This is a genomic window from Diaphorobacter nitroreducens (assembly GCF_002214645.1).
GTDB lineage: Bacteria > Pseudomonadota > Gammaproteobacteria > Burkholderiales > Burkholderiaceae_C > Diaphorobacter > Diaphorobacter nitroreducens.
The window spans coordinates 814,003-829,938 of the sequence record NZ_CP016278.1; the positions used below are offsets into that span (position 1 = coordinate 814,003).

Genomic DNA, 15,936 nt, shown 5'->3' on the forward strand with positions numbered 1-15,936 from the left:
TCGCCATATCGGGATCATTAACGAGGCAAGAGCAGTTCCAGAAACAACTTCTTGTGAAGCTCGTGCATTTTTTTCAGCGACAGGCCCGTTTCTTCAGCGCGCTCGCCCAGCAGCACGCATTTGGCCAGCCAATACACGACAGGGCAAAGCACGATCTCGAAATGTTCTGTCAGCGCGCTTTGACGCATCACTCCCCGGCGTACGCATTCGTCGACCAAGGCCTGCGAACTCGCGCGCATCTTCAACAGGATGTTGGCGTGCCATCGTTCGATGAGGCCGGGTACCCGCTTGCTCTCCGCGATCAGCAACTGGAAGGTCGGAACGGCAAGCGGACTGTCCAGGCGTGCATAGAGCTTGTCGATGTAGGCCTCTGCTATCTCCTGGATCGAGCCATTGGCCTCGGACAGAAACACGCTGAAAGAATCTTCCGTCGTAGGCAAGGCTGCCATCAACAGTTCTTCGAAGACCTGATCCTTGCTGCCGAAGTGCGCATAGACCCCTGACTTCGACATGCCTGCGCGTATGGCGATTCCCTCGACAGTGGTCTTGGTAAACCCATGTGCGAGGAACTCGATCAGTGCAGCATCCAGGATTTCCCGCTTTCGCTCGGCTCCTGGCAAATAACGGCGCCGCCGACCGCCTCGGTGAGACGAGCTACTCAAGATATCTCCCGGCCTAGGCCTGCTTCAACACGCTGCGAAATTGTTGCGGCAATTCTAACGCGGCTCGCCTGGCGCAGTCTCGCCATTCTGCTTTCAGAGCTGCAATCAAGGCAGCACGGAGCTTCACTTCAACGCCCACCCGTGCCGCACCCCTTGTCGTAGAGCGGCCCATGCGTACGCCCACGTGACCGATCGAGCCGCGGATAAGCGCTTCGCATTTGGGGAATTGATGCTATAGTCCAAAACGACGCACGGGTCGTTTCTTGCGTAATTCATTGATCGTCATAGGAAGAGGACGCGTTTTGATGGCGAATGAAGGTGAAGTCTCGATACAGATGGATGCGTTGGCCCGCGCTGTCCAGGCCGCTGCCAGCGCGTCCATCTCGCCGCAGTCTCTCCTGCTGGCGTGGACGGATTGGGCTTCGCATCTGGCCTCCTCGCCGGGCAAGCAGTCCGAGTTGATGTCACTGGCGGCCGAACAGGCGTCCGCGCTTGCCGGCTATCTGCGCGAATGCCTTCTGGCCGGCACGGGAGAAGCCCGCGATTGCATCGAGACACCGGTGCAGGATCGGCGCTTCGCTGCCCCGGAATGGCGCCATTGGCCGTTCAACCTGTTGCATCAGGTCTTTCTGCTCAACCAGCAGTGGTGGTCGCAGGCCACCCATGGCGTATCCGGCGTGGACAAGCACCACGAGAACGTGGTGGCCTTCGCGGCCAGGCAGTGGCTGGACATGCTCTCTCCCGGCAACCACCTGCTGACCAATCCAGAGGCGCTGGCACGTACCGTCGCCGAGGATGGCGCGAACCTGCAGCGCGGCCTGGCGCATCTGCTTGACGACATCGAGCGCTCGCTGGCCAAGCTGCCGCCCGCAGGAGCGGAGGCGTTCGTGGTCGGTCGCGATGTGGCCGCCACGCCGGGCAAGGTGGTGCTGCGCAACCAGTTGATGGAGCTGATCCAGTACGCGCCCTCGACCGAAACGGTGCACCCGGAGCCGGTGCTGGTGATCCCCGCCTGGATCATGAAGTACTACATCCTCGATCTTTCTCCGCACAACTCCCTGATCAAGTATCTGGTAGGCCAGGGCTATACGGTGTTCTGCATCTCCTGGAAGAACCCGGGCCAGGCCGAGCGCGATCTGGGCATGGACGAGTATCTGGAGCAGGGCTTCCATGCAGCGCTGCAGGCCGTCAACGCGATCGTTCCCAAGCGCAAGGTGCACGCCACCGGTTATTGCCTGGGCGGGACGCTGCTGGCGATTGCCGCTGCGGCGATGGCGCGCGATGGCGATGAGCGTCTGGCCTCGTTGAGCCTGTTCACGGCGCAGACCGACTTCAGCGAACCCGGCGAACTCGGGTTGTTCATCGACGAAAGCCAGGTGTCCATGCTGGAAGCGCAGATGGCCGAGGCCGGTTATCTGCGCGGCGACCAGATGGCCGGCGCCTTCCAGATGCTGCGCTCCTATGACCTGCTTTGGTCGAAGATGGTGCAGGAATACCTGCTCGGCGACCGCAGGCCGATGAACGACCTGATGGCCTGGAATGCCGATCTGACCCGGATGCCGGCGAAGATGCATTCGCAGTACCTGCGGCGGCTGTTCCTGGACGACGATCTCAGCGAGGGGCGCTACCCGGTCGGCGGCCGTCCGGTCTCGCTGGGCGACATCGGTCTGCCGACGTTCGCCGTCGGCACGCTCACCGACCACGTCGCGCCCTGGCGCTCGGTGTACAAGCTGCATTACCTCACGCCCACCGAGATCACCTTCGCGCTGACCAGCGGCGGGCACAACGCCGGCATCGTCAGCGAACCGGGCAGGCCCAGACGCAGCTACCGGATCGGTACGCGTGCGGCCGGCGCCAGCTACGTGCCCCCCGACCGTTGGCTGGAGCAGACGCCGGTACAGGACGGGTCGTGGTGGCCGGCCTGGATCGCGTGGCTGCAGGAACGCTCGGGAACGCCCGTCAAGCCGCCCGCGATCGGGGCGCCCTCCAAGGGCTACAAGCCGCAGTACGCGGCGCCGGGCCACTACGTGCTGGAGACATGACATGAACGATATGCCAGCCGTCGCCACAGGTGGCAAGCGCCGTCCGCCGCCGCTGCGGGCCCGGCCGATCCTGGCCAGCACCGCGCTGGCGCTGCTGGCCGGCTGCGCCAGCCTGGCGCCGGAGTATGAACCGCCCGTCGCGCCGGTACCGCAGAGCTATGCGTCCGCCGTGGGCGCATCGACGCCAGGGCGCGAGGATCTGCCGCCCTGGCGCGACTACTTCACCGATCCGCTGCTGCAGCGCCTGATCGAGACGGCGCTGGGCAACAACCGCGACCTGCGCGTCGCCGCGCTCCGGGCCGAGGAAGCCCGGGCCGCATTCCAGATCCAGCGCGCCGATCAATTCCCGGGCCTGGGCCTGGGCGTGCAGGGCGCGCGCGCGCGGGTGCCGGGCGATCTCAACTACTATGGGCAGTCCGTGGTCGGCAGCGAATACCGCGCCGAAGTCGGCCTGAGCAGTTGGGAACTGGACCTGTGGGGCCGCATACGCAACCTGAAGGATGCGGCACTGCAGCAGTGGCTGGCCACCGATGCCGGCCGTCAGGCGGTCGAACTGGCGCTGATCGTCCAGGTCGCCGATGGCTACCTGGGGCTGCGTGAACTGGACGAGCGCGTGGCGATCGCGCGCCGCACCGTGGATTCGCGCGCGGAGTCCTACCGCATCTTCCAGCGCCGCCAGGAAGTCGGCTCGACCTCCCGGCTGGACCTGACCCAGGTGCAGACCCTGTTGACCCAGGCGCAGGCGCTGCTGGCCCAGCTCGAACGCGCGCGCGCCAGCCAGTACCACGCACTGGCCCAGTTGGTCGGCGCCGATCCCGGCGCACTCCCAGCCCGCGCGCCGTTCGACGAGGACACGGTGCTGGCGGCGCTGCAGCCAGGGCTGCCTTCGGACCTGCTGGTCCGTCGCCCAGACCTCATCGCCGCCGAGCATCAGCTGCGTGGCGCCCATGCCAACATCGGCGCCGCGCGCGCGGCGTTCTTCCCGCGCATCGCCCTGACCGGCAGTTGGGGCACGGCCAGCGCCGAGCTCGATGGCCTGTTCGATTCCGGCAGCCGCGCGTGGACCTTTCTGCCGACGCTGTCGCTGCCGATCTTCGACGCGGGCCGTCGCCGCGCCAACCTGGAGCTCAGCGAAGTGCGCCGCGACATCGCGGTGGCCCAGTACGAGAAATCCATCCAGACCGCGTTCCGCGAGGTCGCCGACGCGCTGGCGGCCCGCCACTGGCTGGCCGAGCAGTTGCAGGTGCAGACCGTCGCGCGCCAGGCCCTGGCCGAACGCTCCCGGCTGGCCCAACTGCGCTACGACAACGGCTCGGCCGCCTATCTCGAAGTCCTCGACGCGCAGCGCAACCTGCTGGACGCCGAGCAGCAACTGGTGCAGGTGCGCCGTGCGCTGCTGTCCAGCCAGGTCGCGCTGTACGGCGCGCTCGGAGGCGGGCCTGGCCAGCGCTCCGGTGGCGCTGAAGCAGGCCTTTCCACCCATTCGCAACGGGCGTCGGACATACCATGAGCAAAGCATCGTCCCTTTTTTCCAAGAAACGCATCGTCCCCGCCACGCTGGTCGTCGCCGTCGCGGTGCTGGCCTGGTGGGGCTGGCAGCGCTGGTCCGACCACGGTCCGGGCGAGGGATTCGCCAGCGGCAACGGGCGCATCGAGGCCACCGAGATCGACGTGGCCACCAAGTTGCCCGGCCGGGTGGAGGAGATCCTGGTGCGCGAGGGCGACTTCGTGCAGGCCGGGCAGACGCTGGCGCGGATGCAGACCGACACCCTGCGCGCCCAGTACGACCAGGCCGAGGCCGGGCGGCAACAGGCCGAGCACGGCGTGGCCGCGGCCCAGGCGCAGATCGCGCTGCGGCAGAGCGAGGTGGCCACCGCGCAGGCGCTGGTCGCCCAGCGCGAGGCCGAGCTCGATGCCGCGCGCCGCCGGCTGGCACGTTCGGAGACGCTTTCGGTGGAGGGCGCCTCCTCGGCCCAGGAACTGGACGACGACCGCGCGCGGGCACGCGCCAGCCAAGCGGCGGTCGCGGCGACCCGGGCCCAGGCCGCCGCTGCTCAGGCGGCCGTGCGCGCCGCCGAGGCACAGCTGGTCGGGGCGCAGTCCACGGTCCGCGCGGCCGAGGCCGCGGTGGCGCGGATCCAGGCCGACATCGACGACAGCGCGCTCAAGTCGCCGCGCGCCGGCCGGGTGCAGGTGCGCGTGGCGCAGCCGGGCGAAGTGCTCGGCGCCGGCGGGCGCGTGCTCAACCTGCTCGACCTGTCCGACGTCTACATGACCTTCTTCGTGCCCGAGACCAGCGCCGGCCGCATCGCCATCGGCAGCGAGGTGCGGATCGTGCTCGACGCCGCGCCGCAATACGTGATCCCGGCCACGATCTCCTTCGTCGCCAGCCAGGCCCAGTTCACGCCCAAGACGGTGGAGACCGCCAACGAGCGCCAGAAGCTGATGTTCCGCGTGCGTGCGCAGATTCCCGAGGATCTTCTGCGTCGGCATCTGGAGCAGGTCAAGACCGGAGTGCCCGGGGTGGCCTGGATCCGGCTCGACAGCGACCAGGCCTGGCCCGCCGATCTGGTTGCCAATGTGCCGGTGGAGTAAGCGGACATGACCAAGCCGAACGCGCCCACCGTCGTGCAACTGCAGGGCGTGCGCTTGGACTACGGCAAGGTGTCCGCGCTGGATGGCGTCGATCTGGACATTCCCGCCGGCCGCATGGTCGGCCTGATCGGCCCGGACGGGGTCGGCAAGTCCAGCCTGCTGGCGCTGGTGTCCGGCGCCCGCCGGATCCAGGCCGGCCGCGTCGAGGTGCTGGGCGGTGACATGGCCCGGCGCGGCCACCGCAACGCGGTCTGCCCGCGCATCGCTTACATGCCGCAGGGCCTGGGCCGCAACCTGTATCCGACGCTGTCGGTCGAGGAAAACCTGCAGTTCTTCGCCCGCCTGTTCGGCCACGGCGCGGCCGAGCGCCGCCGCCGCATCGACGAGCTGACCCGGGCCACGGGCCTGTATCCGTTCCTTTCGCGCCCGGCCGGCAAGCTCTCGGGCGGCATGAAGCAGAAGCTCGGGCTGTGCTGCGCGCTGATCCACGACCCCGACCTGCTGCTGCTCGACGAGCCGACCACCGGCGTCGACCCGCTGGCGCGGGCGCAGTTCTGGGACCTGATCGCGCGGATCCGGCGGCAGAGCCCGGAGATGAGCGTGGTCGTGGCCACCGCCTACATGGACGAGGCGCAGCGCTTCGACTGGCTGGTGGCGATGGACGACGGCAAGGTGCTGGCCACCGGCACGCCGGCCGAACTGCTGGCGCGGACCGGCTCGGCTTCGCTGGAAGAGGCCTTCATCGCCCTGTTGCCGGAAGAAAAAACCCGCGACCACCAGCCGGTCGTGATCCCGCCATTGAGCGGCGATGACGGCGACATCGCCATCGAGGCCCAGGACCTGACCATGCGCTTCGGCGACTTCGTGGCGGTCGATCATGTGTCCTTCCGCATCCGCCGCGGCGAGATCTTCGGCTTCCTCGGCTCCAACGGCTGCGGCAAGTCGACCACGATGAAGATGCTGACCGGCCTGCTGCCGGCCAGCGAGGGCCGCGCCTGGCTGTTCGGCAACGAGGTCGACCCGCACGACATCGACACCCGCCGCCGGGTGGGCTACATGTCACAGGCGTTCTCGCTGTACTCCGAACTGACCGTGCAGCAGAACCTGGTGTTGCATGCGCGCCTGTTCAAGGTGCCCGAGGACGACATCCCGGCGCGGGTGCAGGAGATGGTCGAACGCTTCGGCCTGGAGGCGGTCGTGCACAGCCTGCCCGCCAGCCTGCCGATGGGCGTGCGCCAGCGCCTGTCGCTGGCGGTGGCGATGGTGCACAAGCCGGAGCTGCTCATCCTCGACGAGCCGACCTCGGGCGTGGACCCGGTCGCGCGCGATGCGTTCTGGCGCCTGCTGGTGGAGCTGTCGCGGCGCGACCGGGTGACGATCTTCATCTCCACCCACTTCATGAACGAGGCCGAGCGCTGCGACCGCATGTCGATGATGCATGCGGGCAAGGTGCTCGACAGCGATGCCCCGGCCGCGCTGGTGGCCAAGCGCGGTGCGCAGACACTGGAAGAGGCCTTCATCGGCTATCTGGTCGAGGCCGGCGGCGGCACGCCCGGGCAGACCGGCGACGACGCGGCGCCCGCGCAGCCCCGCGCCGATGGCCATCGCGACGCCCGTCGCAAGCCTTTCAGCCTGCAGCGCATGATCAGCTACGTCTGGCGCGAAGCGCTGGAACTGCAGCGCGATCCGGTGCGCGCCACGCTGGCGCTGGTCGGTTCGCTGCTGCTGATGTTCGTGGTCGGCTATGGCATCAGCCTGGACGTGGAGGATCTGCGCTACGCGGTGCTCGACCATGACCAAACCAGCCTCAGCCGCAGCTACGCGATGAGCCTGGAAGGCTCGCGCTACTTCATCGAACGCGCGCCGCTGGCCGACTACGAGGAGCTGGACCGACGCATGCGCAGCGGTGAGCTGGCGCTGGCCATCGAGATCCCGCCGGGCTTCGCCCGCGACGTGCTGCGTGGCAACAGCGTCCAGGTCGGTGCCTGGTTCGACGGCGCCATGCCCACCCGCGCCGAGACCATCCAGGGTTACCTGCAGGGCATCCACCTGCATTGGCTGGCCGAGCAGGCGCGCGAGCGCTTCGGCATGCAGCTGGCCAGCCCGATCGCCATCGAATCGCGCTACCGCTACAACCCCGACGTGCGCAGCCTGCCGGCGATGGTGCCGGCGGTGGTGCCGCTGTTGCTGCTGATCCTGCCGGCGATGCTCACGGCGCTCGCCGTGGTGCGCGAGAAGGAGAGCGGCTCGATCACCAACCTCTACGTCACCCCGGTCACCCGCAGCGAGTTCCTGCTGGGCAAGCAACTGCCCTACGTGGCCCTGGCGATGCTCAACTTCCTGGCCATGGCGCTGCTGGCGGTCACCGTGTTCGGCGTGCCGATCACCGGCAGCTTCCTGGCGCTGACGCTGGCGGCGCTGATCTTCACCACGGTATCCACCGGTTTCGGGCTGCTGGCCTCCACGGTCACCCGCAGCCAGATCGCCTCGATGTTCCTGGTGGTGGTGGGCACGGTCATTCCGGTGACCCAGTTCGCCGGTCTGGTCGACCCGATCTCCTCGCTCGAAGGCGTCGGCCGGGTGGTGGGCGAAACCTATCCGGCCAGCCACATGATCGCGATCAGCCGCGGTGTGTTCAGCAAGGCGCTGCACCTGCGCGACCTGGGCGGCGCGCTGTGGCCGCTGCTGCTGGCCGTGCCGGTAGTGCTGGGGTTGGCCATCGCCCTGACCCGCAAACAGGAGCGCTGACGTGAAACTCCCCCACCTGGCCAACGTCTATCGCCTGGGCATCAAGGAGCTGTGGAGCCTGGCGCGCGACCCGATCCTGCTGGTGCTGATCGCCTACGTGTTCACCGTGTCGATCCACACCGCCGCCACGGCCATGCCCGAGAGCCTGCACAACGCGCCGATCGCCATCGTCGACGAGGACCGCTCGGCGCTGTCGCAACGCATCGCCTCGGCGTTCTATCCCCCGCAGTTCTCGCCGCCGGCGATGATCTCGCTGGGCGAGGTCGATCCCGGCATGGACTCGGGCGCCTACACCTTCGTGCTCGACATCCCGCCCAATTTCCAGCGCGACGTGCTGGCCGGCCGGCAACCCGCGCTGCAGCTCAACATCGATGCCACCCGCATGAGCCAGGCCTTCACCGGCAACAGCTACGTGCAGCAGATCATCAACCTGGAGGTCAACGAGTTCGTGCGGCGCCAGCGCGGCAGCACCGCGATGCCGATCGAACTGGCGCTGCGCGCGCGCTTCAATCCGTCGCTGGACAAGACCTGGTTCGGCGGGCTGATGCGGATCATCAACAACGTCACCATGCTCTCGATCATCCTCACCGGCGCGGCGCTGATCCGCGAGCGCGAGCACGGCACCATCGAACACCTGCTGGTGATGCCGGTCACCCCGGCCGAGATCATGCTGTCCAAGGTCTGGTCGATGGGGCTGGTGGTGCTGGTGACCGCCTTCGTCTCGCTCAACCTGGTGGTGCGGGGTCTGCTGGGCGTGCCGATCGAAGGTTCGCTGGCGCTGTTCGTGGTCGGCGCGGCGCTGTGCCTGTTCGCGACCACCTCGCTGGGCATCTTCCTGGCCACGCTGGCGCGCAACATGCCGCAGTTCGGCATGTTGATGGTGCTGGTGCTGGTCCCGCTGCAACTGCTGTCGGGCTCGATGACCCCGCGCGAGAGCATGCCGCAGTTGGTGCAGGACATCATGCTGGCCGCGCCCACCACGCATTTCGTGGAACTGGCCCAGGCCATCCTCTACCGCGGCGCCGGCATCGGCGTGGTCTGGAAGCCCTTCCTGGCCCTGGCGCTGATCGGTTCGGCCCTGTTCGCGCTCGCGCTCACCCGTTTCCGCAGGACCATCAGCCAGATGGCCTGAATCCGTCCCTGACTCGGGACTTCCACTCAGTGAGGCACTACCCATGACCACCGAAACGCTTCCCCTGAACCTCCTCAAGGCCAACGCCGAACTGCAGTTGCGCCTGACTCGCTTGCTGCAGGAAAGCAGCCATCAATGGCTGGACTCGGTGAAGGAGGCCAGTTCGCAGGGGATCGCGGAAACCTCGGCCGAGATCGAAGGCGTGCTGCGTTCGGCAAACTGGCAGGCACTGGCGTCGTTGCCGCCTGAAGCCTTCTGGCGTCAGTTCCAGGGCCGCGTTGCGCACGTGCAGACGTTCCAACAGGTCGCGATCAAGAACCAGGCGGCCTTCACGTCGGGACTGCAGCAGGCCATCGAGAGCTGGCACAAGGCCGTGAGCAGCGCGCTCGGCAGCGACAACTCCGCGTCGCCCTTCGCCGACGTCTTCAAGCAGTGGAATGCCTTGTGGTCGCAGACGACCGAGGCCACCCAGCGCAAGGCGCCCAAGGGAGACTGATCGGAATGGGCAGCACAACACATACTGCGCTGGTCACTGGCGGCATGGGAGGGCTGGGCGAGGCCGTCGCCCGCCATCTGCACGATGCCGGACATACGGTGCTGGTCACCCACGCCCGCAGCGACGAAGCCGCCAACCTGTGGCTGCGCAAAGAGGCCGATGCCGGTTACACCTTCCAGTGCTACGACGTGGATGTGGCCGACTGGGCTTCGACCCAGGCCATGGCCGAGCGCATCGCCGCCGACGGGCATGTGGTGGACATCCTGGTCAACAACGCCGGCATCACCCGTGACGCGACCTTCCGCAAGCTGAGCAAGGAGAACTGGGACGCGGTGCTCCGGGTCAACCTGGACTCGATGTACAACGTCACCAAGGTGTTCATCGACGGCATGCTCGAACGCGGCTGGGGCCGCATCATCAACATCTCCTCGATCAACGGCTCCAAGGGCCAGTTCGGCCAGACCAACTACTCGGCGGCCAAGGCCGGCATTCACGGCTTCACCAAGGCGCTGGCCCAGGAGGTGGCGCGCAAGGGCATCACCGTCAACACCATCTCGCCAGGCTACCTGGCCACGCAGATGGTGATGGCCGTGCCCGAGGACGTGCGCAACCAGATCATCGCTGGCATCCCGGTCGGTCGCCTGGGTGAACCGGACGAGATCGCCGCGCTGATCGGCTTCGTCGCCGGCGATGCCGCCGGCTTCCTCACCGGCAGCAACCTGTCCATCAACGGCGGCCAGCACATGTACTGACGCCGCGCCCGCCGCGGCGCCGGTCGCGCCGGCGGTCAGGCGCCCTCCCGCAAAGAAAAGGACATGAGATGAGCAACGACATTGCAATCCTGGCGGCCACCCGCACCGCCATCGGCAGTTTCCAGGGCACGCTGTCCGGCCTGCCGGCCCACGCCCTGGGCGCGGCGCTGATCCGCGGCATCGTCGAGAAGACCGGCATCGCGCCCGCGGAGATCGACGAGGTCGTCCTGGGCCAGATCCTCACCGCCGGCAGCGGCCAGAACCCGGCGCGCCAGGCCGCGATCGCGGCGGGCCTGCCGCACACGGTGCCGGCGCTGAGCCTCAACAAGGTCTGCGGCTCGGGCCTGAAGGCCGTGCACCTGGCCGCGCAGGCGATTGCCCTGGGCGACGCCGACCTGGTCCTGGCCGGCGGCCAGGAGAGCATGAGCCTGGCGCCCTACGTGCTGCCCAAGGCGCGCACCGGCCTGCGCCTGGGCCATGCGCAACTGGAGGACAGCCTGATCCGCGACGGCCTGTGGGACGCCTTCAATGACTACCACATGGGCATCACCGCCGAGAACCTGGCCGAGCGCTACGGCATCACCCGCGCGCAGCAGGACGCCTTCGCCGCCGACTCGCAGCGCAAGGCCGCCGAGGCCATCGCAGCCGGCCGCTTCCAGGACGAGATCACCCCGATATCAATCCCGCAGCGCAAGGGTGACCCGGTGCTGTTCGACACCGACGAGCAGCCGCGCGCCGGCACCACCGCCGAGGCGCTGGCCAAGCTGCGCCCTGCGTTCAAGAAGGACGGCACGGTCACCGCCGGCAACGCTTCCACGATCAACGACGGCGCCGCGGTGCTGCTGCTGGCCAGTGCGCAGAAGGCCGAGGCACTGGGCCTGCCGGTGCTGGCATGGATCCGCGGCTATGCCAGCGCCGGCGTGGACCCGGCGGTCATGGGCATCGGCCCGGTGCCGGCCACGCAGAAGACGCTGAACAAGGCGGGCTGGCGCATCGGCGATCTCGACCTGATCGAGGCCAACGAGGCCTTCGCCGCGCAGGCGCTGGCGGTGAACCAGGAACTGGGCTGGGACACGGCCAGGGTCAACGTCAACGGTGGCGCGATCGCGCTGGGGCACCCGATCGGCGCGTCCGGTGCGCGCATCCTGGTCACCCTGGTCCACGAACTGATCCGCCGCGATGCCCGCAAGGGCCTGGCCACGCTGTGCATCGGCGGTGGCCAGGGCGTGGCCATCGCCATCGAACGCTGATCCCGACGCAGGCCCCGACGACATGAGCGACGATCGCGCCCCCCACAAGACGACCGGGAACATCCCCGCAGACTGGCCGACCGACCCGCTGCGGCTGGGTGCCGCCGCGGCCGAATACACCATCGACGCCTGGCAGCGCGGCCTGCTGTATGCCGACGTACGCCGCCAGCGCGGCAACCAGTACCAGGCGCACCTGCGCGAGCGCGTGCCCAACGTGCTCGACTTCGAGGCCGAACTGGTGCTCTCCGGCCTGGACCTGCCGCGCCCGGTCAACTACGGGCTGGCGCGCATCGTGCCCGGCGCCGGAACCCCGGTCGACCCGGCCAAGCGCCCCTTCGTCGTGGTCGACCCGCGCGCCGGCCACGGCCCGGGCATCGGTGGCTTCAAGCCCGACAGCGAGATCGGTGCGGCGATGAAGGCCGGTCATCCGTGCTACTTCGTCGGCTTCCTGCCCGACCCGGTGCCGGGGCAGACGGTCGAGGACGTGATGCGCGCCGAGGCCGCGTTCGTGCGCAAGGTCGGCGAACTGCATCCGGGCAACGGCAAGCCCGTGGTGATCGGCAACTGCCAGGCCGGCTGGCAGGTGCTGATGACCGCGGCGGTCTGGCCGGAGCTGTTCGGGCCGATCATCCTGGCCGGCGCGCCGGTCTCGTACTGGGCCGGCGACAACCCGATGCGCTACGGCGGCGGCCTGACCGGCGGCAGCTGGTTGACCGCACTGACCAGCGACATCGGCGCCGGGCGCTTCGACGGCGCCTGGCTGGTGCAGAACTTCGAGCACCTGGACCCGGCCAACACCCTGTGGAAGAAGCAGTACCACCTGTACGCCAACATCGACACCGAGGCCGACCGCTACCTGGGCTTCGAGAAGTACTGGGGCGGCTACGTCTTCCTCAACGACGTGGAGATGCAGTACATCGTCGACAACCTGTTCATCGGCAACAAGCTGGCCACCGCCGAGCTGCTGACCTCCGACGGCGTGCGCGTGGACCTGCGCAACATACGCTCGCCGATCGTGGTGTTCTGCTCCTACGGCGACAACATCACCCCGCCCGGCCAGGCGCTGGGCTGGATCACCGACCTGTACCGCGACAAGGACGACCTGGTCGCCCACGACCAGACCATCGTCTACGCCACCCACGACAGCATCGGCCATCTGGGGATCTTCGTCTCGGCCAGCGTCGGTCGCAAGGAACACCGCGAGTTCGCCGCCAACATCGACATCATCGACCTGCTGCCGTCCGGGATTTACCGCGCCGAGGTCGAGGACCGTCCCGACGGCGTGCCGGCGGGCGAGCTCGACGACGCCGAGTACCTCATGCGCATCCGCGGCAGCAGCCTGGAGGAGGTCGGCCAGATCGTGCGACCCGATCCCGCGTCCGACCGCCGCTTCGCGGCTGCCGCGCGCCTGTCGGAGATCCACCTGGCGCTGTACCGCAACACGCTGCAACCCTGGATCCGGGCGATCTCCACGCCCTGGTCGGCGCGCTGGCTGCAGGCGCTGCAGCCGCTGCGGGTCGGCTTCGAGTGGTGGTCGGACCAGCATCCACTGGCCGTGCCGGTCGCCGCCGCCGCCGAACAGATCCGCAAGGAGCGTGCGCCGGCCGCCGCGGGCAACCCCTTCCTGCTGGCGCAGGAGCGCCTGTCCGAGACGATCGTGCAGGCGCTGGATCAGTTCCGGGACCATCGCGACGCCTTGCAGGGACGCCTGTTCGAGCTGATCTTCGGCTCGCCCCTGTTGCAGGCGCTGGCCGGGCAGACCCTGTACCAGCCGCAGCCGCCCAGGACGCATCCGGGCGATTCGCCCGAGCACCGCGCCTTCCTGGCCGGCGAGCTGGCACGGCTGGAGGCCGACCTGGACCGGGGCGGGCTGGCCGAGGCGGTGATCCGCGGCCTGTTCTTCGTGCTCAAGACCCGCGGCGAGGCCGACGGACGCCATTTCCGCCATGCCTGGGAACTGCTGCAGCCGCGCCTTGACCGCCCCGACCTGGGCGTGCCGGACCTGGCGAGGTTCCGCGAACTGGTGCGCCGGCAGGGCCTGCTGGTCTGGCGCGACGGCGAGGCCGCACTGGCGGCGATCCCGCGCCTGCTGGCCGGCACGCCACCCGACATCATCCACCGCGCCAGCGACATCATCGCCGGTCTGGTGGAACTGGCCGGCAGCCTGTCTGCCCAGGAGCAGGCCAGCCTGCGACGCGTGCTCGACCTGTTCGCACACGCCGCGCAAGCGGCGACCGCTGCGGCCGCGCCGGCCGCCTCGGTGCCGGTGACACCTGCCCATGCGCCCAGCGTGCCTGCGAAGGTCGGCAAGGCCGCCACCGCCAAAGCGGCTTCCGCGGCAAAGCACGCGCCGCGTCCCGGGACTGCGCAGACGCGAAAGCGCGGCACCACGGCAGGCGCTGCAGTCCCATCGGGGACTGCTGGCGAGCCCGCCACCCGTCCCGGCCCCTCCGGTTCGCCTGGGCGTCCCGGCAAGAAGGCCACCGGCAAGAAAGGAAACCGCCCATGACCGCGACAACCGGCCAGGCCGCCGGCAACGAAGGCCTGCTGCACCTGCTCGCCCACGTCGCGGGCAAGTCGGCGATCCGGGTCGCAGTGGTGCATCCCTGCGATGCCTTGAGCCTGTCGGCGACCCTGGAGGCGAGGGCGGAGGGATTGATCGAGCCCATCCTGGTCGCCCCGCGCCCGAAACTGGAAGCGGTCGCCGGGCAGGCCGGCCTGGAGCTGGCCGGCCTGGCCATCGAGGACGTGCCGCACAGCCACGCCGCCGCCGCGCGCGCGGTCGAACTGGCCCGCGAGGGACAGGTCGAGGCCCTGATGAAAGGCAGCCTGCATACCGACGAACTGATGTCGGCAGTGGTGTCCTCCACCACCGGGCTGCGTACCAAGCGCCGGGTCAGCCATTGTTTCGTATTGCAGACGCCGCAGTATCCGCGCCCCTTCATCGTCACCGATGCGGCCATCAACCTGGCCCCGGACCTGCTGCAGAAAGCCGACATCGTCCGCAATGCCATCGAACTGGCGCAGGTCATCGGCGTGGCCGAGCCCAAGGTCGCCATCCTGGCGGCGGTCGAGACCGTCAACCCGGCGATGCCGGCCACGCTGGACGCCGCCGCGCTGTGCAAGATGGCCGACCGGGGCCAGATCACCGGCGGCGTGCTCGACGGGCCGCTGGCTTTCGACAACGCGGTGTCGATCGCCGCCGCGCGTACCAAGGGCATCGCCTCGCCGGTGGCCGGGCAGGCCGACGTGCTGGTGGTGCCCGACCTGGAGAGCGGCAACATGCTCGCCAAGCAACTCATCTACCTGGGCAACGCGGAGAGCGCCGGCGTCGTGCTCGGTGCCAAAGTGCCGATCATCCTGACCAGCCGTGCCGACAGCCGCGAAACGCGCCTGGCCTCCTGCGCGATCGCCCTGCTGCTGGCGCACCGCTACCGGCAGATCCCGCCCTGAACAACGGCCCCCGATGCCGACGACGGTTCCATCAAACGAAGGAGATGACATGAAATACACATTCCAGGGTGACGTGGTGCTGGTCAGCGGCGCCGGCTCGGGCATCGGCGAGGCCACCGCCAGGCTGCTGGCCGCCAACGGCCTGCGTGTGGTGGTCTCGGACATCGACGCCGGCACCGCCGGGCGCGTGGCCGGGGCCATCGTCGCCGACGGCGGCACCGCCGTGGCCCACGCCGGCGACGTCTCGCGCCCAGAGGACGCCGAATCGGCGGTGGCGCTGGCCGTGCGCGAATTCGGCGCGCTGCAGCTGGCGTTCAACAATGCCGGCATCGGTGCCCCGTTCAAGCCGGCCGGTGAACTCACCACCGAGGAATGGCGCCGGGTCATCGACATCAACCTCAGCGGCGTGCAGTACGGCCTGCGCTACCAGATCCCGGCGATCCTGGCCGCCGGCGGCGGCGCCATCGTCAACATGTCCTCGATCCTCGGCCTGGTCGGCGACGCCGGCGCCCCGGCCTACGTGGCCGCCAAGCACGGCGTGACCGGCCTGACCCGCTCGGCCGCGCTGGCCTATGCCAGCCAGGGCGTGCGCATCAACTCGATCCACCCCGGCTACGTGGAGACGGCGATCCTGGCCAACCTGGACGGCGCCACGCGGCAGGCGCTGGTGGCCAAGCACGCGATCGGCCGGCTTGGCCGCGCCGAGGAGATCGCCCATGCCGTCGCCTTCCTGCTGTCCGATGGCGCCAGCTTCCTGGCCGGCAGCGCGCTGGTCGCCGACGGCGGCTACACCGCCGCCTGAACGC

General features: G+C 68.9%; 11 protein-coding genes and 1 pseudogene. 11 read left to right on the forward strand and 1 reads right to left on the reverse strand.

All coding sequences use genetic code 11. The annotated features are described in order from the left end of the window. Positions 1-17: 17 nt before the first annotated feature. Positions 18-620, reverse strand: coding sequence for a TetR/AcrR family transcriptional regulator (locus BA022_RS03855; RefSeq protein WP_033474833.1), 603 nt, complete (start codon positions 618-620; stop codon positions 18-20). A gap of 347 nt (positions 621-967) precedes the next feature. Between BA022_RS03855 and BA022_RS03860 the strand changes: the two genes are divergently transcribed. From BA022_RS03860 to BA022_RS03910, 11 genes and pseudogenes are all read left to right on the forward strand, one after another. Continuing rightward, positions 968-2,704, forward strand: coding sequence for a PHA/PHB synthase family protein (locus tag BA022_RS03860; protein ID WP_033474909.1), 1,737 nt, complete (start codon positions 968-970; stop codon positions 2,702-2,704). Between the two features lie 10 nt (positions 2,705-2,714). Further along, positions 2,715-4,214: an efflux transporter outer membrane subunit gene (locus BA022_RS03865; RefSeq protein ID WP_053462640.1), complete on the forward strand. Its 1,500-nt coding sequence runs from the start codon at positions 2,715-2,717 to the stop codon at positions 4,212-4,214. Then, positions 4,211-5,299, forward strand: coding sequence for an HlyD family secretion protein (locus tag BA022_RS03870; RefSeq protein ID WP_033474834.1), 1,089 nt, complete (start codon positions 4,211-4,213; stop codon positions 5,297-5,299). The genes BA022_RS03865 and BA022_RS03870 overlap by 4 nt, the downstream gene beginning before the upstream one ends. Positions 5,300-5,305: 6 nt before the next feature. Beyond that, positions 5,306-8,047: a ribosome-associated ATPase/putative transporter RbbA gene (gene rbbA / locus BA022_RS03875; RefSeq protein ID WP_033474835.1), complete on the forward strand. Its 2,742-nt coding sequence runs from the start codon at positions 5,306-5,308 to the stop codon at positions 8,045-8,047. A 1-nt stretch (position 8,048) separates the two neighbouring features. Further along, on the forward strand, positions 8,049-9,179 hold the full coding sequence (locus BA022_RS03880; RefSeq protein WP_033474836.1) for an ABC transporter permease: 1,131 nt from the start codon (positions 8,049-8,051) through the stop codon (positions 9,177-9,179). Between the two features lie 43 nt (positions 9,180-9,222). Continuing rightward, the gene (locus tag BA022_RS03885) at positions 9,223-9,675 is read left to right on the forward strand and encodes a phasin family protein (protein WP_033474837.1); all 453 of its coding nucleotides are present in this window, start codon (positions 9,223-9,225) and stop codon (positions 9,673-9,675) included. A 5-nt stretch (positions 9,676-9,680) separates the two neighbouring features. Continuing rightward, on the forward strand, positions 9,681-10,427 hold the full coding sequence (gene phbB / locus BA022_RS03890) for an acetoacetyl-CoA reductase (RefSeq protein WP_033474838.1): 747 nt from the start codon (positions 9,681-9,683) through the stop codon (positions 10,425-10,427). Between the two features lie 68 nt (positions 10,428-10,495). Further along, positions 10,496-11,677, forward strand: coding sequence for an acetyl-CoA C-acetyltransferase (locus BA022_RS03895; RefSeq protein ID WP_033474839.1), 1,182 nt, complete (start codon positions 10,496-10,498; stop codon positions 11,675-11,677). A gap of 22 nt (positions 11,678-11,699) precedes the next feature. Continuing rightward, entirely contained in the window at positions 11,700-14,186 is a 2,487-nt protein-coding gene (locus tag BA022_RS03900) for a DUF3141 domain-containing protein (protein ID WP_081044024.1), read from the forward strand. Positions 14,187-14,209: 23 nt separating this feature from the next. Next, a pseudogene (locus BA022_RS03905) lies at positions 14,210-15,130 on the forward strand (bifunctional enoyl-CoA hydratase/phosphate acetyltransferase); the annotation flags it as partial. 49 nt (positions 15,131-15,179) lie between these two features. Further along, positions 15,180-15,932, forward strand: coding sequence for an SDR family NAD(P)-dependent oxidoreductase (locus BA022_RS03910; RefSeq protein WP_033474840.1), 753 nt, complete (start codon positions 15,180-15,182; stop codon positions 15,930-15,932). Positions 15,933-15,936 lie beyond the last annotated feature (4 nt).

Coding starts and splice junctions, on each gene's coding strand:
- BA022_RS03860 (WP_033474909.1), top strand. CDS start 968: ATGGCGAATGAAGGTGAAGTCTCGATACAGATGGATGCGTTGGCCCGC.
- BA022_RS03865 (WP_053462640.1), top strand. CDS start 2,715: ATGCCAGCCGTCGCCACAGGTGGCAAGCGCCGTCCGCCGCCGCTGCGG.
- BA022_RS03870 (WP_033474834.1), top strand. CDS start 4,211: ATGAGCAAAGCATCGTCCCTTTTTTCCAAGAAACGCATCGTCCCCGCC.
- rbbA (WP_033474835.1), top strand. CDS start 5,306: ATGACCAAGCCGAACGCGCCCACCGTCGTGCAACTGCAGGGCGTGCGC.
- BA022_RS03885 (WP_033474837.1), top strand. CDS start 9,223: ATGACCACCGAAACGCTTCCCCTGAACCTCCTCAAGGCCAACGCCGAA.
- phbB (WP_033474838.1), top strand. CDS start 9,681: ATGGGCAGCACAACACATACTGCGCTGGTCACTGGCGGCATGGGAGGG.
- BA022_RS03895 (WP_033474839.1), top strand. CDS start 10,496: ATGAGCAACGACATTGCAATCCTGGCGGCCACCCGCACCGCCATCGGC.
- BA022_RS03900 (WP_081044024.1), top strand. CDS start 11,700: ATGAGCGACGATCGCGCCCCCCACAAGACGACCGGGAACATCCCCGCA.
- BA022_RS03910 (WP_033474840.1), top strand. CDS start 15,180: ATGAAATACACATTCCAGGGTGACGTGGTGCTGGTCAGCGGCGCCGGC.